Origin of the sequence: Candidatus Electronema sp. JC, assembly GCF_048287365.2 — a bacterium.
Taxonomy (GTDB): Bacteria; Desulfobacterota; Desulfobulbia; order Desulfobulbales; family Desulfobulbaceae; genus Electronema.
The window spans coordinates 16,187-35,118 of sequence record NZ_JBLWEM020000033.1 but is presented as its reverse complement, the minus strand read 5'-3'; the positions used below and the strand labels follow the sequence as shown (position 1 = coordinate 35,118).

At 53.3% G+C, this 18,932-nt stretch carries 25 protein-coding genes, 1 tRNA gene and 1 pseudogene; 10 read left to right on the top strand and 17 right to left on the bottom strand.

Features of this window, described 5'->3' with window-relative positions:
- From ACNKH3_RS05590 to ACNKH3_RS05565, 6 genes and pseudogenes are all read left to right on the top strand, one after another.
- Positions 1 to 395, top strand: a pseudogene (locus ACNKH3_RS05590) (transposase); the annotation flags it as partial.
- Between the two features lie 66 nt (positions 396 to 461).
- Positions 462 to 779: a hypothetical protein gene (locus ACNKH3_RS05585; protein WP_420208536.1), complete on the top strand. Its 318-nt coding sequence runs from the start codon at positions 462 to 464 to the stop codon at positions 777 to 779.
- Between the two features lie 34 nt (positions 780 to 813).
- Positions 814 to 1,569, top strand: a complete 756-nt coding sequence (gene tpiA, locus ACNKH3_RS05580; protein ID WP_420208535.1) for a triose-phosphate isomerase — start codon at positions 814 to 816, stop codon at positions 1,567 to 1,569.
- Positions 1,566 to 2,126 (top strand): preprotein translocase subunit SecG, encoded by a 561-nt coding sequence (secG, locus tag ACNKH3_RS05575; RefSeq protein ID WP_420208534.1) that lies wholly within the window; start codon positions 1,566 to 1,568, stop codon positions 2,124 to 2,126. Before tpiA ends, secG begins: the two co-directional genes overlap by 4 nt.
- A gap of 20 nt (positions 2,127 to 2,146) precedes the next feature.
- Positions 2,147 to 2,231, top strand: a tRNA-Leu gene (locus ACNKH3_RS05570).
- Positions 2,232 to 2,419: 188 nt separating this feature from the next.
- Positions 2,420 to 2,731 (top strand): Arm DNA-binding domain-containing protein, encoded by a 312-nt coding sequence (locus ACNKH3_RS05565; RefSeq protein WP_420208533.1) that lies wholly within the window; start codon positions 2,420 to 2,422, stop codon positions 2,729 to 2,731.
- Positions 2,732 to 2,757: 26 nt separating this feature from the next.
- Here ACNKH3_RS05565 and ACNKH3_RS05560 read toward each other — a convergent pair whose 3' ends face one another.
- The 13 genes from ACNKH3_RS05560 to ACNKH3_RS05500 all read right to left on the bottom strand — a co-directional run bounded on the left by ACNKH3_RS05560 (position 2,758) and on the right by ACNKH3_RS05500 (position 11,152).
- Positions 2,758 to 3,177 (bottom strand): HU family DNA-binding protein, encoded by a 420-nt coding sequence (locus ACNKH3_RS05560; RefSeq protein ID WP_420208532.1) that lies wholly within the window; start codon positions 3,175 to 3,177, stop codon positions 2,758 to 2,760.
- A 212-nt stretch (positions 3,178 to 3,389) separates the two neighbouring features.
- The gene (locus tag ACNKH3_RS05555; RefSeq protein WP_420208531.1) at positions 3,390 to 4,115 is read right to left on the bottom strand and encodes a hypothetical protein; all 726 of its coding nucleotides are present in this window, start codon (positions 4,113 to 4,115) and stop codon (positions 3,390 to 3,392) included.
- Positions 4,116 to 4,236: 121 nt separating this feature from the next.
- A complete protein-coding gene (locus ACNKH3_RS05550) occupies positions 4,237 to 4,515 on the bottom strand; it encodes a BrnA antitoxin family protein (protein ID WP_420208530.1) in 279 nt (92 codons plus the stop codon).
- A gap of 32 nt (positions 4,516 to 4,547) precedes the next feature.
- Positions 4,548 to 6,233, bottom strand: a complete 1,686-nt coding sequence (locus ACNKH3_RS05545) for a glutamine--tRNA ligase/YqeY domain fusion protein (RefSeq protein WP_420208529.1) — start codon at positions 6,231 to 6,233, stop codon at positions 4,548 to 4,550.
- Between the two features lie 212 nt (positions 6,234 to 6,445).
- Positions 6,446 to 6,823, bottom strand: a complete 378-nt coding sequence (gene hisI / locus ACNKH3_RS05540) for a phosphoribosyl-AMP cyclohydrolase (RefSeq protein ID WP_420208528.1) — start codon at positions 6,821 to 6,823, stop codon at positions 6,446 to 6,448.
- Positions 6,816 to 7,079, bottom strand: a complete 264-nt coding sequence (locus ACNKH3_RS05535) for a DUF2442 domain-containing protein (protein ID WP_420208527.1) — start codon at positions 7,077 to 7,079, stop codon at positions 6,816 to 6,818. Before ACNKH3_RS05535 ends, hisI begins: the two co-directional genes overlap by 8 nt.
- 6 nt (positions 7,080 to 7,085) lie before the next feature.
- A complete protein-coding gene (locus ACNKH3_RS05530) occupies positions 7,086 to 7,658 on the bottom strand; it encodes an adenylyltransferase/cytidyltransferase family protein (protein WP_420208526.1) in 573 nt (190 codons plus the stop codon).
- Positions 7,655 to 9,544, bottom strand: a complete 1,890-nt coding sequence (pgk, locus tag ACNKH3_RS05525; RefSeq protein WP_420208525.1) for a phosphoglycerate kinase — start codon at positions 9,542 to 9,544, stop codon at positions 7,655 to 7,657. The genes ACNKH3_RS05530 and pgk overlap by 4 nt, the downstream gene beginning before the upstream one ends.
- Positions 9,545 to 9,628: 84 nt before the next feature.
- Positions 9,629 to 10,162, bottom strand: coding sequence for a hypothetical protein (locus tag ACNKH3_RS05520; RefSeq protein ID WP_420208524.1), 534 nt, complete (start codon positions 10,160 to 10,162; stop codon positions 9,629 to 9,631).
- A 54-nt stretch (positions 10,163 to 10,216) separates the two neighbouring features.
- The gene (locus ACNKH3_RS05515) at positions 10,217 to 10,366 is read right to left on the bottom strand and encodes a DUF3096 domain-containing protein (RefSeq protein ID WP_420208523.1); all 150 of its coding nucleotides are present in this window, start codon (positions 10,364 to 10,366) and stop codon (positions 10,217 to 10,219) included.
- A gap of 36 nt (positions 10,367 to 10,402) precedes the next feature.
- Complete coding sequence (locus tag ACNKH3_RS05510; protein ID WP_420208522.1) at positions 10,403 to 10,570, bottom strand: RNA polymerase II-associated protein; 168 nt, start codon at positions 10,568 to 10,570, stop codon at positions 10,403 to 10,405.
- 4 nt (positions 10,571 to 10,574) lie between these two features.
- Entirely contained in the window at positions 10,575 to 10,955 is a 381-nt protein-coding gene (locus tag ACNKH3_RS05505) for a type II toxin-antitoxin system VapC family toxin (protein WP_420208521.1), read from the bottom strand.
- Positions 10,952 to 11,152, bottom strand: a complete 201-nt coding sequence (locus ACNKH3_RS05500) for a type II toxin-antitoxin system VapB family antitoxin (protein ID WP_420208520.1) — start codon at positions 11,150 to 11,152, stop codon at positions 10,952 to 10,954. Before ACNKH3_RS05500 ends, ACNKH3_RS05505 begins: the two co-directional genes overlap by 4 nt.
- 120 nt (positions 11,153 to 11,272) lie before the next feature.
- Here ACNKH3_RS05500 and ACNKH3_RS05495 point away from each other — a divergent pair, with 120 nt between their 5' ends.
- Positions 11,273 to 11,737: an FKBP-type peptidyl-prolyl cis-trans isomerase gene (locus tag ACNKH3_RS05495; RefSeq protein ID WP_420208519.1), complete on the top strand. Its 465-nt coding sequence runs from the start codon at positions 11,273 to 11,275 to the stop codon at positions 11,735 to 11,737.
- Here the strand turns inward: ACNKH3_RS05495 and ACNKH3_RS05490 are convergent.
- Complete coding sequence (locus ACNKH3_RS05490) at positions 11,704 to 11,949, bottom strand: hypothetical protein (RefSeq protein WP_420208518.1); 246 nt, start codon at positions 11,947 to 11,949, stop codon at positions 11,704 to 11,706. The genes ACNKH3_RS05495 and ACNKH3_RS05490 overlap by 34 nt on opposite strands.
- Before the next feature lie 12 nt (positions 11,950 to 11,961).
- Between ACNKH3_RS05490 and ACNKH3_RS05485 the strand changes: the two genes are divergently transcribed.
- Positions 11,962 to 12,411 (top strand): MazG nucleotide pyrophosphohydrolase domain-containing protein, encoded by a 450-nt coding sequence (locus ACNKH3_RS05485; protein ID WP_420208517.1) that lies wholly within the window; start codon positions 11,962 to 11,964, stop codon positions 12,409 to 12,411.
- Here ACNKH3_RS05485 and creA read toward each other — a convergent pair.
- The 3 genes from creA to aqpZ all read right to left on the bottom strand — a co-directional run bounded on the left by creA (position 12,365) and on the right by aqpZ (position 15,503).
- Positions 12,365 to 12,865: a protein CreA gene (gene creA, locus ACNKH3_RS05480; protein WP_420208516.1), complete on the bottom strand. Its 501-nt coding sequence runs from the start codon at positions 12,863 to 12,865 to the stop codon at positions 12,365 to 12,367. The genes ACNKH3_RS05485 and creA overlap by 47 nt on opposite strands.
- A gap of 1 nt (position 12,866) precedes the next feature.
- Complete coding sequence (gene leuA / locus ACNKH3_RS05475) at positions 12,867 to 14,564, bottom strand: 2-isopropylmalate synthase (protein ID WP_420208515.1); 1,698 nt, start codon at positions 14,562 to 14,564, stop codon at positions 12,867 to 12,869.
- Positions 14,565 to 14,771: 207 nt separating this feature from the next.
- Entirely contained in the window at positions 14,772 to 15,503 is a 732-nt protein-coding gene (gene aqpZ / locus ACNKH3_RS05470) for an aquaporin Z (protein ID WP_420208514.1), read from the bottom strand.
- Positions 15,504 to 15,677: 174 nt separating this feature from the next.
- On the opposite strand from aqpZ, the gene trpS reads away from it, so the two are divergent.
- Complete coding sequence (gene trpS / locus ACNKH3_RS05465; RefSeq protein WP_420208513.1) at positions 15,678 to 16,646, top strand: tryptophan--tRNA ligase; 969 nt, start codon at positions 15,678 to 15,680, stop codon at positions 16,644 to 16,646.
- A gap of 409 nt (positions 16,647 to 17,055) precedes the next feature.
- Positions 17,056 to 18,894 carry a response regulator gene (locus ACNKH3_RS05460; RefSeq protein WP_420208512.1) on the top strand — a complete coding sequence of 613 codons (1,839 nt, stop codon included), beginning with the start codon at positions 17,056 to 17,058 and terminating at the stop codon, positions 18,892 to 18,894.
- Positions 18,895 to 18,932 lie beyond the last annotated feature (38 nt).

Genomic DNA, 18,932 nt, shown 5'->3' with positions numbered 1-18,932 from the left:
TTGAAGAGTTTTTCAAAGCTCTGAAAACCGGCTGCCGCCATCAGGAGCATCAGCTGGAAAGCGGCCGAGCCTTGCTTGTGCTGCTGGCCATCGAAACCGCAGTCGCATGGCAGATGCTGCTGCTCCGATGGCTCGCCCGCAGCTCCCCGGAAGAACCGGCGGAAAAAGTGCTGACCCGCACCCAGCTTCTTGTTTTGAAAGAGCTGCTCCGGGAAAAGAAACAGGAAGAGCCGGATATGATGTCCGCCGGACACGCTCTCCGGGCAATCGCCGAACTCGGAGGCCACATCAGGAATAACGGGCCTCCGGGCTGGCTTGTTCTCAGAAGAGGCTTTGAACGGCTGTTTTCGATTGAGCAGGGCTGGATGCTTGCTCAGAAGAAACAGCCGCTTTGAAGATGTGATGAATCATTAGACACCCGTGCCTGCCCCGCTTTTTTAATACAACGAAAAGAGGCTTAATTGGAGACAACAATAATCATAATTGTTGCTGTAGTACTTGTTTTATCGGTGGCAATCAAAGCGATATTCTTTCCGCCAAAATTTCCAGAAAGCAAAACATTTAAATGCGCTCGTTGTGCGAAAATATCAACGCATTCAGATCGTACCGTTGAAGCATGGCGCAGAGGATTTACCAAACTTTATTGTTCGAGCTGCCATCAAAAATGGCTTCAATCTCAACCGCAAGTTAAACCATCAGGAGGCGGTTGCGTGTCTGTGCTATTTATAGCCGCACTTTTGCCGTCAGCTATTATTGGCTTTCTAAAATGGATTGTTTGATCAAAGCAATACGATGATAAAGGGCGAACACAATATGACCAGAACACCACTGATCGCAGGCAACTGGAAAATGTATCTGACCAAGGCTGAGGCCGTTGCCTTGGCCTCGGCAGTGGCTGCGGCCAGCAAAGGGCTGTCTGACCGCGAGGTGATGATCGCCCCGCCCTTCACCACCTTGGCTGCGGTTAAAGAGGCTGTGGCTGGCTCGCCGGTCAAGGTCGCGGCCCAGAACGTAGGCTGGGAAAAAGAAGGGGCCTTCACTGGTGAAATCTCGCCGCCGATGCTTTTGGATGCCGGGGCGGAGATGGTGATTATTGGCCATTCCGAGCGGCGGCATGTCTTCGGCGAAAGCAGCGCGATGATCAACCGGCGGCTGCGGGCGGCCTTGCAGTTCGGCCTGCTGCCTATTTTATGCGTCGGCGAAACATTGGCCGAACGCGAGGCAGGCAGCACCTTCACCGTGGTTGAGGAGCAGCTCGCGCAGGGATTGGCCGACGTGACCGCCGCGCAGATGGACAGCGTGGTCGTCGCCTACGAGCCGGTCTGGGCCATCGGCACCGGCAAAACGGCCAGCAACGCGCAGGCGCAGGAGGCGCACGCCTTCATCCGCGCTGTTTTGAGCCGCTTGTATGAAAAAACACTTGCCGAGCGCGTCAAAATACTGTATGGTGGCTCGGTCAAACCGGAAAACGTTGACAGCCTCATGGCCCAAGCCGACATCGACGGGGTTTTGGTGGGCGGCGCATCGCTCAACGCCGGGGCCTTTGAGCGGATTATTCATTTTCAATGACAACACTGCTGATTATCATCCACGTTATCGTCTGCTTCTTCCTGATTGCCATTGTGCTCTTGCAGCACGGCAAAGGAGCGGATGCCGGAGCAGCTTTTGGCGGCGGTTCAAGCCAGACGCTCTTCGGAAGCGAAGGCCCTCTGCCGCTGCTGAATAAGATAACGACGTTCTCCGCGATAGTCTTCATGGGCACCTCGGTGACGCTGGCCTATCTTTCCGCGCATAAAAGCACCGGCTCTGTGATGAGCCAGCTGCCTGCGAAAGAGGCTGCCGCGCCGGAGAAAAAGGAAGCTCCGGTGACAATCCCGATGCCGACAGAGCAGCCAGCCGCGAAGACTGAAGCTGAACCGGCGGTTCCTGCGCAGAAAGCAGCCGAGCCGACTGCCGCTGTTCCGCAGCAAGAGCAGTCTGCGCCTCCGGCTGTTGAAAAAGCTGTTGTACCTGTTGAGCAGAAAGCCGCACCAGCGGCAGCAGGACAACAGACTCAGGCCGCTGCGCCAGCAGCTTCCGAGCAGAAGAAGCAGGAAACCGCGCCTGCCGAGAAAAAGGCGGAATAAATTCGTATACGACTTTGTGTGCCGAAGTGGTGGAACTGGTAGACACGCTATCTTGAGGGGGTAGTGGGGATTCCCGTGTCGGTTCGAGTCCGACCTTCGGCACCATTTTTTAAATTAAATATAGCAGTTAATAAAACCCGCAAACCTTAACTGGTTAGCGGGTTTTTTCTTTATGTTATGTCCAAAAAAAAAGTGCGCTGACTTCCGCTGCATGAAACGGGTATAACTGCGGGTATCTGATAAAAGGAATAATGTACCCGCACAGTCATGTCTGTTTTTTCAACAGCCGCATCATGTCAAAACTCACCGCTGTTCAAATCCGTCAAGCCAAGCCGAAAGACAAGCCGTACAAGCTGCCCGACGGTCAGGGGCTTTATTTCCATGTTGCCGAATCAGGCAAAAGCACATGGCGTTACCGTTTCAGAGTGGACGGCAAGGAGTCAACCTGCTGCGTTCTGGGGGAATATCCCGACATGAGCCTTGAGCAGGCGCGGAAGGCGAGAGCTGAGGCGCGGGAGCAGGTCAAGGCGGGAAAAATCCGTCACATGAGCGGCAGAAGGAAAAGCAGACGGCGAACTGGCTGCCGCTCTGGGTTCCGGCGATGACGCAGCGGCAGTCCGGGCTGCTTGTGTCAAAGGCAAGATTGCTGCCGGTCAAGCGGAGCACGCCAGCCGGGTTGAGGACGTTGTTCAGGAGGCCCAGCGTGGTGTCTGCGGCGGAGAGGATGACCGGGGCTTTTTCGCCGCTGGTGACCCGTTCCAGCGTCACCGTCTTGAACAAAGGGGCGGCTGGCCGAGATGCTGTTCAAACGGGCGGCAAAGGTGAAGGCTTCCTCCAGCGTGACCTGCATTCCGTTGCCGAGCATCTGCTTGATATTCCGCACCGCTGATTGGAGAAACGCCTTGGCCTGCTCGGCACTCTGGCCGGTTTCCTTAGCAACGGCGGCGGCCAGCTCGTCATAGCCCGCTGTCTGCTTCGGCATGAAGCGCAGCTTGTAGGAGACAGGTTTGGTCAAAGGATTCGGTTCGACGCGGTATTGCACAGTTCCCATGATGCCCTCCGTTCGGATTTAAGATGTGATGATGCAAGCAGTTTTGACTGATCAAGCCAAGATACGGCGGAGTCTGCGCTTTGTCAACAAAATAGGGCGCGGCGCGGCAAGGAGATGGGCGGCAAAATACATACCAGTATGTATTGGCGGTACATACTGGTATGTATTGGGGATACTATTCGGTATGTTTTTGGGGGAGGTGGGGGGAGGGTTTAAGGCTGGGGTGCGAGGTTAATCAACCTTGCCATGGAACAGCGAATATAACTTTCATTTTCCTTATCCCAATCTGTCATTATTCCTATTAATTTATAGGTGAAGCCAAATGTTCCATTGCTTATTAATTCAATAGCAGGCCCTCCCGACATGCCATTGGGATTTGGAACTGTACTTAGTGACCCATCACCAAGGAGTACTTTTTCCTTTTGAAATCCACAGAAAAAGTGTATTTTTTGATTGGTTTTCTCTGTAGGCGGCGAAGGGAAATCTATAATTTCTGTTAACATAGCAAAAGGCTCATGAGATGCTCCTATGCTCGATATTGAAACCTTACTTTGAGGGTAGCCAACCAAAAGAATACTATTTTCAGATCGATTAACTATAGAGTCACTTATCAATTCAATAGGGGAAAAAATCTCCAGCTGTTCTGCTAAACAGATAAGAGAGATATCAACATCAGCCTCGTTGTGAGATATTTTCAATACTTTTTTAGGGATGCTTACAAGCTCCTCTCTCGTCAGATGGATCATATTGTTTTTAAGATTATCCTCGTCAATAACATGAGATGCTGTCGCTATGTAGTATTTATCTTTTAATTTTAAATAGACACCACATCCTGAATATTCATATTTCCTTTTGAATGAGGCTCCTACTCTATAGATAGGAACAATATGTTTTTGAATATTCAGAAGAACTGGTTCGTACTGCTCGTAGTCAAACATATTTTAGCCGTGTAGTGTGTGTAGGGTTCTCACATAAAAAAATGTGCATGGAATATACTCTGTTGCCGGACAAGCTGCTTCATGATAGCCATAATAAAAGCATCCCGCATTACTTTTCCGCTTACGCCACCCTCTGCGAATCCACATACCGCTGAAGAATATCGTTCAGCTTGTTTTGCCAGCCTTGGCCGCAGCTTCTGAAGAACTCCACAACTTCATGGTTGAGAGTCAGCGTGACGCGCTCCCGCTCCGGCATCTCTTGCGCTGCCGGGCGCATTCGGCTGACTGTCTCCTCATCCAAGGGCGGATTGTCTGGATCGGACAAGGCGGCACGAGTCAGCTCATCGTCAGTCAGCGCGTCAACTGCATCCCAATTGGTTGCTGAACGTATTTGTTTCAACTCATCCGCAGTGCAGTTCACGTCCGCATCATTCACTCCCCACTCACTTTCGCCCAACTATCCTTCAAGGTGACGATACGGTTATACACCTGCTTGCCCGGCAGGCTTTCTTTGCTGTCCAGGCAGAAATAGCCCTGCCGCTCGAACTGGAAGCGGTCGGCCAAGGTTGCGCTGGCAAGAGACGGCTCCAGAATGCAGTTGTCCAGCACCTTCTTGGAGTCAGGATTGAGGAAGTCCTTGAAGTCGCGCTCCTTGTCCGCATCTGGATGCTCGGCGGTGAAGAGGCGGTCATAGAGGCAGACGCGGGCCGGAATGCCGTGCCGCGCCGAGACCCAATGAATGGTGCCTTTGACCTTGCGTCCGTCCGGTGCCGAACCGCCCTTGGTGGCCGGATCGTAAGTGCAATGCAGCTCGACCACCTCGCCCTGGGCATTCTTCACTGCGTGCTGGCAGGTGATCAGGTAGGCATAACGCAGGCGCACCTCGCGGCCCTCGGACAGGCGGAAGAACTTCTTCGGCGCGTTCTCCATATAGTCACTGCGTTCAATATACAGCTCACGGCAGAAGGGAAGCCGCCTCGTGCCCATGTCCGGGTTCTGCGGGTGATTCTGTCCCTCGACTTCTTCCACCTGCTCTTCCGGGTAGTTGGTGATGACCACCTTGAGCGGCTCCAAAACCCCCATCACCCTTGGCGCATGGATGTTGAGATCATCGCGCACAGCATTTTCCAAAACCCCCATGTCTATCCACGACTCCCGCTTGCCCACGCCCACAGTAGCGCAGAAGCTGCGGATAGACGCAGGTGTATAACCACGCCTGCGCAGGCCGGAGATAGTCAGCATCCGAGGATCATTCCATCCATCCACATAGCCTTCCTGCACCAATTGCAGCAGCTTGCGCTTGCTCATCACGGTATAATTGATGTTTAAGCGGGCAAACTCGTACTGGCGCGGATGACAGGGCGTTTGCAGCGTGTCCAATACCCAGTCGTACAAAGCGCGGTTGTTCTCAAACTCCAAGGTGCAGATGGAATGCGTGATGCCTTCGATCATGTCCGAGAGGCAATGGCAGAAATCGTACATCGGGTAGATGCACCACGTGTCGCCCGTGCGGTGGTGGCTGCTCTTGAGGATGCGGTAGATGACCGGGTCGCGCATGATGATGTAGGGCGAGGCCATGTCGATCTTGGCCCGCAGCGTGCAGGTGCCTTCCTCCAGCTCGCCGTTCTTCATCTGCGCGAAGAGAGAAAGGTTTTCCTCGACGCTGCGGTTGCGGTACGGGCTGTCTTTGCCTGGCTCGGTCAGTGTGCCGCGATATTCGCGCATCTCGTCGCCGCTCAGGTGGCAGACATAGGCTTTGCCCAGCTTGATCAGCTGCACCGCGAAGTCATGCAGCTGGCCGAAGTAATCGGAAGCATAATACTTATGCTCGCCCCAGTTGAAGCCCAGCCAGTGCACGTCACGCTGGATGGATTCAACGTACTCCAGCGACTCCTTGCCAGGGTTGGTGTCGTCAAAGCGCAGGTGGCACACGCCGTTGTTCTCTTGGGCAATGCCGAAGTTCAGGCAAATGGACTTGGCATGGCCGATGTGCAGGAAACCGTTCGGCTCCGGCGGGAAACGGGTGACAATGCTGCTGTGCTTGCCAGAGGCAAGGTCTTCGGCAACAATCTGCCGGATGAAGTCAAGAGGCTTGTCAGGGGTGGTTATGTCGGTCATGATGTGAGTTTCTGTTGTCAGCTTGCCGCGCCTTTTTAAAATGAAACTAAGCAGCCCTCTGCGCATCCGAAGGCCGCTGAAGCATATCGTTCCAGCCTTTGCCGCAGCTGCTGAAGAACGCCGCAGGACGCATTCACGGCAAGAGCCAGCTCCGATTTCGGTAATTGCAATTCAAGCTGCTGCTTTAAGCATTATAGCAACTTGGATTGCGATCAGCCATACACCTTGGCCGGATCAAAGACCGGCTCGCCCTGGACGAGCAGCTCCTCGCCTTGCACCCGGCGGTAAAAGCAGCTTTTATGGCCGGTGTGGCAAGCCGCGCCGCCAAGCTGCTCGACCTTGAACACCACGGTGTCCAAGTCGCAGTCCACCAGAATTTCCTTCACCATCTGCACATGGCCGGAGGATTCGCCCTTGAGCCAGAGCTTGTTGCGCGAGCGGCTCCAATAATGCGCCTTGCCGGTCTCGATGGTTTTCCGCCACGATTCTTCGTTGATATAGGCCAGCATCAGCACTTCGCCGGTGGCTGCGTCTTGGGCGATGGCGGGAAGGAGGCCGTCTGTTCCTTTGGTGAAATTGAGTTCAAGCATTTTCTTTCACTGATTTGTTGATTTTCTGGCATTTACTGTAAACAAACTCAGGATCAAGGTCTGCGCCAGATTCCCATTCTATGGTGTCGAACGAAACTTTTACTTTGGCAAACGATTCAGGATGCTTTATGCGGGAGAAAATTCCAAATTCAAGATACGGCTTCATATCGAGAACGCCATTTTCTCCATTGGCAAAAACAAGATGCAGAATGTGATCCTGTTGCGCGTGAACTGCTGTTACGGATGGACATTTCATCAATTATTAAATTGTGAAATATGTTAAATTTTTATTATATATTTTTTGCAGACTTAATTCATTGATTATTTGATGCACAGCATTTGGAACAAATTTTTTCCAGTTGTTATCTTTTGCAATTATGCTGTTTCTAATATACGTTCCAGTAGTAACTTTATCTGACAGATTACGTTTCCACATAACAAGAACTCTATACCCTAATCCGCTAAATAAATTATGTTTATGTTCCCCCCATTCATCATATTTCGTTATCAAGACAAGAGGATCTTTTGGTAAATAATATTTTATTAACTCTGGATAAGAAATTGGACAAGGAACAACTGAAAAATTACCCAATGACACACCTCGTTCTGTTAAACTTCTTTCTATCATTAATTTCCGCTCCCAATATGTATATGGATTAGCATTAGGCATTGACCTTTCAGGGTTTGATTGATGTTTTGAGGTTAAGGATGGATCTGGATTGGTCACGCCAACAATAAGATGATCACAAAAATTTAATCCTTCCAATATATATTCCATATGTCCAATATGTAATGGTTGGAATCGTCCGCTCACAACACCGTATAAATCTTTCATTTATTCCTGAATATGTCTAAACCAGGAAGGTTTTTTCCGGTCAAAAAATGGTTAGTTGTTTCCGCCCCTGTAATTTTATAATTTATCTTATGATCTACGTTTAACTTCCTCGCAATTCCATTTATATGATCTCCAGCAAGAAAAGATACAGAATTGCTTGAAGCAATAGATTTTATAATTTCTACAGTTCCTGTATTAAACGGAGGATAAGATCTGCCTAACATTCCAAAGTGAAAAATTAATTCTGATGAATTAATTAATCTGCTAAAATATGCAATAGTGGCAGAACCAATATCCATAATCTTAGCGTTATACTCAGGAAGTTTCTCAATGGACACTTCGATGCGTTTGTCATCAATTTCTAAAGCAAAATCTTTTGGTAGGTATATTTTGTTAAAATGTTTAGATATGATTGGTTTTGCAAATTTTTCTATAAGTATATCTGCATTCAATTCTTTATCAAAAGATGAGTAAACGTCTGCATGTTGTATCTTGCCGATATCTATTCCATTTGCTAAAAGCAAAATGAGTGCCGGGTATCCCCCTACCAAAAAAATATCAAATAACTTTGCATCTAATAATGTTAATATTATCTCTAAATCTTTTGGTCTTGAGCTGCATGCGATACAAACCCTCTGGCCTTTTGTCGATTTACAAAGATTAATCAACATCGACAATGATGACAAGTCATTTTCAACACCTCTTCCTATAAAAGATGGTTTGTTCTCAGAAAAACCTACATTTGATGGCAAGCATTTGATAGTTGATCTGAAATCATCCATTATAAAATAATCATAGATTGGGTTGAGCAATCTTACTATCCCTGTGTTGTTAAATTTTCTCTCTTGAAAATTAGTGTTGTAAAATACAGCCTCATCTCCAGTTAATGTAGCAAGGTTTGGAAGGATTACAATCTCTCCGCTTTTCATCTCTTTTATTTTTTTCTTTATACCTTCAAATTCGTAAATATTGTTATAGTTATAAACAGTATATAATTTCTTCTTCAAAAGAAATTTAATATGTTTATCCAGAGGAACTATTGTAAATTTATCAAAATGCGTTTTGCTCAACCCTTGAGTTATAAGTAGTACAACCTTCCCGCCTTTTCTGACAACCTCGTCGAGAGTCAATTGAGCGCGTTCAAATTTCGGATGATCAATTATTTCGTAATCATCTTTCAGTATTGGTATATCAAGATCAGACTTAATAAGAATTATTTTTCCTTCTATATTTCCTAAGTAATCCATAGTTGCCAATTCATTTATATTTGGTATTTCAAAATAAGGAGGATAAATCAATCTTTCCGTTTTTTCTACCCTATCCATTAATGAATCAATTTTTAAATGCATATTTTGCATTTCATTTCTTATTACTGTCAAGATATTGAATATATTATCCGTAATATTGACATCGTCTCTGTTATTATGTTCACCTGGGAATTTTGGAGGAGATGACTCGACAGGAAAAACCGGTGGCAGCATAGGCTTTAATCTTGTTTCTTTAATTTCAAAAATTAATTTCTTCTTAGCGTCTTCTTCTGTCAACTCTGTTAAATTTATATAAATAATCTGAGGAAGGAGACCCTGTAGATTGCATTTTTGCACTAAAATTGGTATCAGTTTTCTATGTTCCCCTGTTGGGTCTTTTGAAAAAGCAGCATTCCATTCAGGTTGTGTAAATTTTGCTGATAGATAATTTGGTGATAGCACAGCAATTGTACTAACTGTTTCTGTTGTAGCTTGATGCATTCTTTGTACAAAATTTTCACCGGGCAAGAAATCCCATGCTTGTAGTTCTGTAGTAAAACCTTTCTCTTCTAATTGCCAAGCAATCCATTCCGCCCAAGCACTATCCTTACTGTTGTAACTAATAAAAAATTGTTTCATAATATTGACAAATAATTTTTTATATAGATTTACTATCCATTTTTTTTTGCAATCAACATGACAAAATCACCGCCGTTATTCTGCTTAGACAACGGAATCATTAGGTATTAATTCTCTCCGCACCAGCGCAAACTTCGTATTCAGCTCAATCGTGCTGAAATAGAAATAAAATCCTCCATATTTCCGCGAAGTACGGTCGCTTGCAGGTACCATGCGCTCTTCAACCGCCTTGTATTCCACGGCCTTTGCATACGCCCCAATCGGCTTTGCCTCAGCAGGCTCAAAATGCACAATCACCCGTTCGCCCTTCATGAGCATTCCTTTGCCGCCGCCTGTGAACGGCGCAGCCCATGCGGTCATGAACTCCACTTCCATATCCTCAAGGACTTCATACACATCGCCTTTCTGCGGAAACCGTATCGCCATCGGAATCAGACTGCGTTCGTAATCACGCGCCCAATCCAGCTCCGGCTGCCCGACAGATTTCCGCTTCCCGGCCTTCATCTCAGCCATCAAATCGGCAAAGGTGAGATTCCAATCGGCTGGACGGGGAGGCCGCTCCGCTGGCGGCGCAGCCTGCTTGGTTCTGCGGCCAAAGAGCTTGCGAAGAAAACACATAAATTGCTTCAGACAGTTTTCCGTGCTGGCAGCAAGCGGGCTTTGCCTTCAGGGCTATATTTTAAGCCCCAGAATCCCAATCACACCAACCGCAATCAGATAAATCGCCACAATGTAATTCAGCAGTTTTGGCGTGATTAAAATGGCGACTCCCGCAATAATGGCCAGCAGGTATTCAACAGTGAAATGCAGATGAAGATTCATAGTTTTTTCTTCCTTGGATAAACATTTTTTAGAAAATCAATCCTTCTTTTCAGCCTTCGCCGCTTGCGACCTGCTCCCCCTGTTCTCCCGCTCGATGAACTGAATCATGCAGGATTTCCGGTATTGGCAGTAATCGCCCGGATGTCTGCACGCCGCATCAGCCGAGTCCATCTTCTCGCCGTATTTCGCGCATTCCAGTTCCATGTTTTCACAGGGGATGCTGATCTTCTTTGAAGACCAAACCAAGCTCCTCAGCCAAGATCGCAAGGCGTTTGTCGCGTGTCCACAGCAGGATGCTGCTGCTCAAGGCAAGCGCGGCAAGCAGGTGCGCATCAACAAAACCAATTCCCCGCCCCATCAGCTCGTTGTGTTCGATGAAATACAAAACTTCTTCGTGCTGTGCGGGCTGAACGGCAGGAAGATTCCTGAGCAGGGCGAGAAGCGCGGCCCGGTTTTTAAGATTGCCGCAGGCCAGCTCGCCAATGATGAAGGGATGGATGACAACCTGCGCGGCGTTCAGCAGCGAGACTAACCGCTCGTCCCTCGCCCGGAAATGGTCTATCCAAACAGAGGTGTCTGCCAGAATCATCGCCGTTCTTCAGACTGCCGCCGGGGAACCGGCTTCAGCTCCGGCTCGCTCCCGCCAAGCGCGGCCAGCTGACGGCTGCTCTCCCGCTCGATCAATGCCTGAAGCCCCTGCCGGACCAAAGCGGTTTTCTCCTTGATGCCGGTCAGAACACGCGCCTCTTCAAGCAGCGTGCTGTCAATGTTCAACGTCGTCCGCATAGTGCTGTGTATGTATGTTGAGGGCGCAATGATATGCCTTTTTCCGGCGGAGCGCAATCTTTTTCCGCCTGTCCAAAGCCTTGCCAGACCGCGAAAATTCCTTTATATAGAGAGGCAAAAATGCCAACCAACAACAGCCAAGGACAAACCATGCCTCCTGTCGCTTTGACCGACACCGTCACCATAACCTACACAGCCGCCCTTGAAAATGGCGAAGTGATCGAGCGGACTGAACAGCCCGTGACCCTTTCCATCGGCAGCGGGACTGTCTGCCCGGCAGTCGAAGCCTGCCTTTTCGGCATGGAGCCTGGACAGGCCAGAATGATATGCGTGCAGCCGGAGGATGCTTACGGCCTGCATCTGCCCGAACTGGTGCAAAACATTCCCCTCTCCGCCTTTTACGGCAAACCTGATCCCCAGCCCGGCATGATTCTGACCTTGAACATGGGCCGCGACGGCGAGGTCGTCAAAGTTCCGGCTGAAGTCACTGCCGTGCGCGACGGCATGGTCACTGTGGACTACAACCACCCGCTGGCCGGAAAAGTGATTGTTTACACGGTCAAATTGATCGGCATCGCAGGGTGACTGCGGGCAGGGAACTCCGCTTCCCGCTCCTCGATGAAGTAGCAGAAGCGGTCCCACGCAAATTCCCGGCCTGAAACCGGGCAGCGCAGCGTCACTTTGCGCTCATCGGCGGCGGCAACAACCCAGTCGCCCTGGCGCGGCCCCTCCTCGATATGGATTTTCTGTCCCGGCGCAAAGGGATAAGGCCGAAAAAACATCACTCTCTCGCTCATGGAGGCACCTCGTTGAATTCAGCTGTTCAGAACCCTACTGAACCGGAAGCGGCGCAGTCTGTCAAGCTCTTTCAGCAGCTTGAAGGCATTGTCCAAACCCTGCGCTCCGAGCGCGGCTGCCCTTGGGATCAGCGGCAGACGACCGCCAGCTTGAAAAAATACCTGCTCGAAGAGGCGGCGGAGCTGGCCGAGGCCATTGACCGCGACGACGGCCGGCATATCGCCGAGGAGGCAGGCGATCTCTATTTTGTCTTGGCCCTGCTGCTGCGGATTTGCGAGGAGCAGGGCCGCTGCTCGTCCGCTGCTGCCTTAAGCTCCATCTGCAAAAAAATGCGGCGGCGGCATCCGCATGTCTTTGCTGCCGACGGCAGGCCCATGCCCTCGGACGAGCAGCTCCGGGAGCAGTGGGAACGGATCAAGGCTGAGGAACGGGCGGCGGCGGCTCCTGCCGCCATGGTCTGATCTCAATCGCCGAGACAGAATTCTTGGGCGAGCCGTCAATCAGCTTGTCGGAGTAGGTCAGATAGATCAGCACATTGCGCTTTGGGTCGTAAAAGCGCACCACTTGCAGCTTTTTGAACAGGATCGAGGTGGATTTGCGGAACACCCGCTCGCCGTCGCGCCTGCCGCTGGCCACATCCTTTGGCAGTGTGATCGGCCCGGTCTGACGGCAGGCGATGGAAGCGTCCGAGGTGTCTTCCGCCAAGCCGAGCGAGCCTTTGATGCCGCCGGTTTTGGCCCGGCTGACGTAGCAGGTCGCGCCGGGAATGTCGGGGTCGTCAAAGGCTTCGACCACAATTTTGTGATTCGCGCCGAGCAGCTTGAACACGGTGCTGACTTCGCCGATCTGCTCCGCCTGCGCCGTCCATGCTGCGGCAAACAGCAGCAAGGCGGCTCCTGTAAATATCTTTTTCATATCAGCGTCCCGCCTGCATCCGGTTGAGCGCGCTCAGCAGCGCCTTGATTGAGGAAATAATAATGTCGGTGTCCACGCCCGCGCCCCACCATGCTTCGCCGCCTGCTCTGTTGTCCATCACCTCAATGTAGGTGACAGCCTTGGCTGCCGCGCCTTCAGTCAGGGCGTGTTCATGGTAGGAGGTGAGCGAGAAGTCTAGCCCTGCGTCCTTTTTCAGGGCGGCGCAGAAGGCATCCAGCACGCCGTTGCCGGTTCCCCGCAGCTTCACCTCGCTGCCGTTGATCTCCAAGACCGCTTCAATCTCGGCGGCGGAGGTGCTTTCGTCATCATCAATATGCCGCTTGAGCACATCGAACCGCTTCAGTCGGAAGCCTCCTTGCTGCTGGAGAAGATACTCCCGCTCAAAAACCTTGAACACTGCCTGCGCCGGAAGATCGCTGCCGACCCGCTCGGTCTCCTCCTGCACCACCCGGCCAAAGCCGGGACGCATCTTTTTGGGCAGCTTGTAGCCAAATTCCTGATTCATGATATAGGCCGCGCCGCCCTTGCCGGACTGGCTGTTGATGCAGATGATGGACTCGTAGCTGCGGCCCACATCTTTTGGGTCAATGGGCAGATACGGCACTGCCCAGAGGCCGTCGGGACGCTGCGCCATCGCCTCCATGCCCTTGCTGATCGCGTCCTGATGCGAGCCGGAGAAGGCGGTGTACACCAGCTCGCCGACATACGGATGACGCGGATGCACAGGCAGGCCGGTGCAGCGTTGATAGACCTCGGCCACGCGGTTGATGTGGGAGAAGTCCAGTTTTGGTTCAATGCCTTGGCTGAACATGTTCAAGGCCAGCGTGAGGATATCGACGTTGCCGGTGCGCTCGCCGTTGCCGAAGAGCGTGCCTTCAACGCGGTCAGCTCCGGCCAGCAGGGCCAGCTCAGTGGCGGCCACGGCGCAGCCCCGGTCGTTGTGAGCGTGCAGGCTGATGCGGCAGCCCTCGCGCTGCTTCAGATTGCGGATGAACCACTCGATCTGGTCGGCGTAGATGTTCGGCGTGGACATCTCGACCGTGGCAGGCAGGTTGAGCGTCACGGGCCGGGCTGCACTCGGCTGCCAGACCGCCGCCACTGCCTCGCAGATTTCCAAAGCAAAGTCCAGCTCAGTGCCGGTGAAGCTCTCCGGCGAGTACTCGCAGCGGATATCCCCGCCCTCGAACCGCTCTGCTTCCTCACGGATAACCCGCGCTCCTTCCACGCCAAGGGCGATGATCTCCTCGCGGCTCATCTTGAAGACCACTTCCCGCTGCAAGGTCGAGGTGGAGTTGTAGAGGTGGACGATGGCCTTTTTCACCCCGCGCAATGCCTCAAAGCTCTTGCGGATCAGCGGTTCGCGGGCCTGCGTCAGCACCTGCACCGTGACATCATCCGGGATGCGCCGCTCCTCGACTAACAGGCGGAGGAAGTCGTACTCTATGGTTGAGGCCGCCGGAAAGCCGACCTCAATTTCTTTGAAGCCGATCTCCACCAGCAGCTGGAACATCTCCAGCTTCTGGCTTAAATTCATTGGCTGGCGCAGGGCTTGGTTGCCGTCGCGCAGGTCAACCGAGCACCAGACCGGCGCGGCAGTGATGGTTTTGTCCGGCCAGGTGCGGTTGGACAGCGGCACCGGGGGACAGGGGCGGTATTTGCTCAATTTATCAGCCTGCATTGCATCCCTTGAATGGCACAGATCAATAAAAAAGCCACGGCTCAGAAACTGAACCGTGGCTGCGGAGTGTCTTCTTGCTCTTTTGACCGTCAGAACAAAATGCCTCCTTCAGCCCCGGCTGCGCGGAGCAGGCAGAGCAGCAGGAGCAGTCGGCGGAGCGGTTCAGTGAAGAGCATGATAAAAGAAAAGGATCAAACGGCCAAAGGCTTATTTGCTCTCGCTGCTGAGAAAGCGGTGCACAGCGGCACCAAGGACGGCCCCGACCATCGGCGCGAGCCAGAACAGCCAGAGCTGGCCAACAGCCCAGCCGCCTGCAAACAGAGCAACGCCGGTGCTGCGGGCAGGATTCACGGAGGTGTTTGTCACCGGAATGCTGATCAGATGAATCAGCGTCAGGCAGAGGCCAATGGCAATCGGCGCGAAACCCTGCGGCGCGCGTTTGTCGGTTGCGCCGAGGATGACGATAAGAAAGAGCATGGTCATGACCACTTCCGTCACCAAGGCCGAGAAAAGGCCGTAGCCGCCCGGCGAATGGCTGCCGTAGCCGCCCGGCGAATGGCTGCCGTAGCCGTTGGCGGCAAAGCCTGCCGAAGCCTCAAAGCCCGCCTTGCCGCTGGCGATGATGTACAGCACCGCGCCTGCCGCGATTGCGCCCAGCACTTGGGCGGCAATGTACTGCGGCAGCTCTTTGGCCGGGAAGCGTCCGCCTGCCCACAGCCCGACCGACACTGCCGGGTTGAGGTGGCAGCCGGAAACATGCCCGATGGCGAAGGCCATGGTCAGCACGGTCAGGCCAAAGGCGCACGAAACACCGAGCAGGCCAATGCCCACATCCGGGAAGGCTGCGGCCAGCACCGCGCTGCCGCAGCCGCCGAGAACCAGCCAGAATGTGCCGACAAATTCTGCCGCATACTTTTGCATGAACTCCTCCTTTTTCATGATGGTGGACCGCCAGATGGCCCTGCCGCCCGGCTCATGCAGTCAATCATAGAGCTGTGAAAGGATTTGTCAAGAGAAAATGTGGCCAGCGCGGCTGCCGCTTTTCTTGCGGCCAAGCTCGGCGGCTGGTATATTTCCGCCTGCCGCCAACTGTCACTTCAACCAGCAGAGACCATGAAACGCATCCTTTCCGGCATCCAGCCTTCGGGCCAGCTTCATATCGGCAACTATTTCGGCATGATGAAAAGCATGATCGCCAATATGGAGCAGTCCGACCTCTACGTCTTCATTGTTGACCTCCACGCCCTGACCAGCGTGCACGACCGCAAGAAGCTGGCCGCAGGCACCCTGGACGCGGCGGCAGATTTTCTCGCCCTTGGCCTTGACCCGGACAAATGCACCTTCTGGGTGCAGTCGGATGTGCCAGAAGTCTGCGAGCTGGCCTGGGCGCTGTCCAACGTCACCTCAATGGGCCTGCTGGAGCGCTGCCATTCCTACAAGGACAAGACCGCCAAAGGCATCGCCGCCAGCCACGGCCTCTTCGCCTATCCAGTGCTGATGGCCGCTGACATCCTCCTCTATCAGGCCGAGCTGGTGCCGGTGGGCAAAGACCAGAAGCAGCATTTGGAAGTGGCCCGCGACATCGCGGTGAGCTTCAACAACACCTTTGGCGAGACCTTCACCCTGCCGGAGGCGATGATCAGCGAGGCCACAGCGATTGTGCCGGGCCTAGACGGACAGAAGATGTCCAAATCCTACGGCAACACCATCCCGATCTTCTTGGAGGACAAGGAGCTGCGCAAGCGGGTGATGGCCGTGCAGACGGACTCCACGCCGGTGGAGGAGTCGAAAGACCCGGACAAATGCAATCTCTACGCCCTGCTCAAGCTCTTCGCGCCGCCGGAGAAAATGGCCGAGGTGCGCAGCCTCTATCTCAACGGCGGCGCGGCCTACGGCTATCTCAAGCAGGATTTGTTCGAGCTGATCCGCGACTGTTACGCCGAAGCGCGGGCGCGGCGCAAGGAGCTGCGGGCCAATGAGGACTGGCTGCGGCAGACGCTGAAGCAGGGCGCGGAGAAGGCGCGGGCCAAGGCCGCCGTCACCTTGGATCTGGTTCGTGAGCGGACAGGGCTGCGGTATTGAGAAATTTATTATTTTGAGAATAATTCTCAAGACTTTGCCTGAATCCTGCCACTATGCAGTCTTTTCAGCAGCTTGTCTGCCGCTGTCCGGTCTGCGCCGCGAAGTTTTCCGCACGGAGCGGGCTGGACGGCGATGAATTTGTTTTGACAAAACAGCGTCGGCCTAATTAAGATGGAAGAATTTCTTGGCCGGACATTTATCCGGTTCCGCTTTTCACGCAGCTGAAGGAAAAAATGTGCGCCTGCCCCGCAAGTTTCCGCCCGCAGACCTTTTCCTTTGCGAAATTGCGCCTGCCCTTGCATGCCGCGCCTGCTGCGGCGTTTTTCCGGCGCGGATTTTTTCCTGACATTTTCCTGAACCGATCCGAAGCGGCATCTGCGGACGATGCGGCAACGCGCAAGGAATGCACATGAAAAAAGTACTGCTGGTTGACGACGACCAGGTCATTCACGGACTGATCAACTCCACGCTGAATAAATACAGCAGCATCTTCGAGCTGGTTCACGCTTTTGACATCAAGACGGCGGAGGCGGCGCTGGAGCGGGACGAGGGCATTTCCCTTGTGGTCACAGACATCGTCATGCCCGGCGGCGACGGCTTTCAGCTCCTTGCCTATCTTCAGGACAGGCATCCTGATCTGCCCTGCATTGTCATCACCTCCTACGAGCTGCCGGAGCTGCAGGAGCGGCTGGCAGGCAAGGTCTTTCAGGTCTTCAAAAAGCCGGTCATGTCGCAGGAGCTGGCGGACGCGATCCTGCGCGGCCTGAAAAATCAGCACAAAAAAAGCGATCTGGGCGAATTCTCAGTGGTGGGCATTGTCCAGCTGATGGAGACCGAAGGCACCACCTGCCGCTTGGATGTGCATAAAAGCAGCGATCACCACGACATCAGCCAGTGCATCGAGCAGAACTGCAAGGAATTCCGGGGCAGCCTCTTTCTGGTGCAGGGCACGATTTACGACGCGGTCTGCGGCAAGCTGGTCGGCGAGGAGGCGGCACTGAAGCTCCTGAGCATGGAAGGCGTGCAGGTCAGCAGCTGCCTCTTGGACAGCAGAAATCTGGTGCGGCGGGTGCATAAAAGCAATCAGAACCTGCTCATCAACGCCATGATCCAGAAGGATCATCAGTGCGAGGAGGACGAGGTCCAAAATCAGCAGCAGCGGCTTCTTGACGAAGGTGTCCGGCTCTGCGAGCGGCTGGAGTTCACGCAGGCGCAGAAGCCGCTGATGGCCTTTGTCAAAGAGAACCGCAAAAACGCCGCAGGCTGGCTTTGGCTCTCGCGGGCGGTCACGGATCCGAAGAAAATCAAGGCCGCGCTGGCTGAAGCCCACCGTCTGGAGCCGGAAAATCCTGACGTGCTGGCTGAGGTGGAGAAGGCACGCCAGCTGGGCGGCGCGGCGGAGGCGAAGATCATGCGCTGCCCTTTCTGCTACGCCCCGCAGGAGCAGCAGCCTGCCTGTCCCTGCTGCAAGGCCAGCCTGCTCACCGAGCCGTCGGCCTTGGCCAAGCTGGATCCGCAAGTTGTTGACCGGCGGCTGCTCCTTCAGGCCGCCGGCCGCTTTGAGCGGGTGCTGGCCGCCGAGGTCAATCCGAAAATTCTTTTCTACGCCGGAGCCGCCTACCTCAACCTCAACGACTTTGACAAGGCGCTGACCTATTTTGACCTGCTGATGCCGATCATTCAGGTGGACAGCCGCTACCAGAAGGTGGCCGAGCAGGTCGGGCAGATTGTCGAGCACATCGCCAGCAGCCAGAAGCTGGATGAGGGCGGCGGCGGCGCGGGCAGGCCGGAGCAGGCCGGAGCGAGAAGGGAGCGGCAGCTGATCGACAATCAGACTGACAAACGCACCATTCTGGTGGTTGAGGACAGCCCCACCACCCGCAAGGTCATCAAGATGACCTTGCAGAGCGGCGGCTTCCGGGTGATCGAGGCGGTGGACGGCGTGGAGGCGCTGAGCAAGCTCAACGACGACCGGCCCGACATGGTGCTGCTGGACATCATGCTGCCGAAAATAGACGGCTACAAGATACTTTCCATCCTTAAAAAAAACAGCGAGACCAAGGAGATTCCGGTAGTCATGCTGACCAGCAAGAACCGGATCATCGACAAGGTCAAGGGCCACCTCTCCTCTGCCAGTGCCTATCTGACCAAGCCTTTCAAACCGGCGGAGCTGATCAGCGTGGTCAACGGCATTCTGGATAAAAAAGGGCCGGAGGCCTCCCGCCCGGCTGCCGCGCAGGCCGAATGATTCGCAGCACGAACTTTGAACCTCAAGCAAAAAAGGAA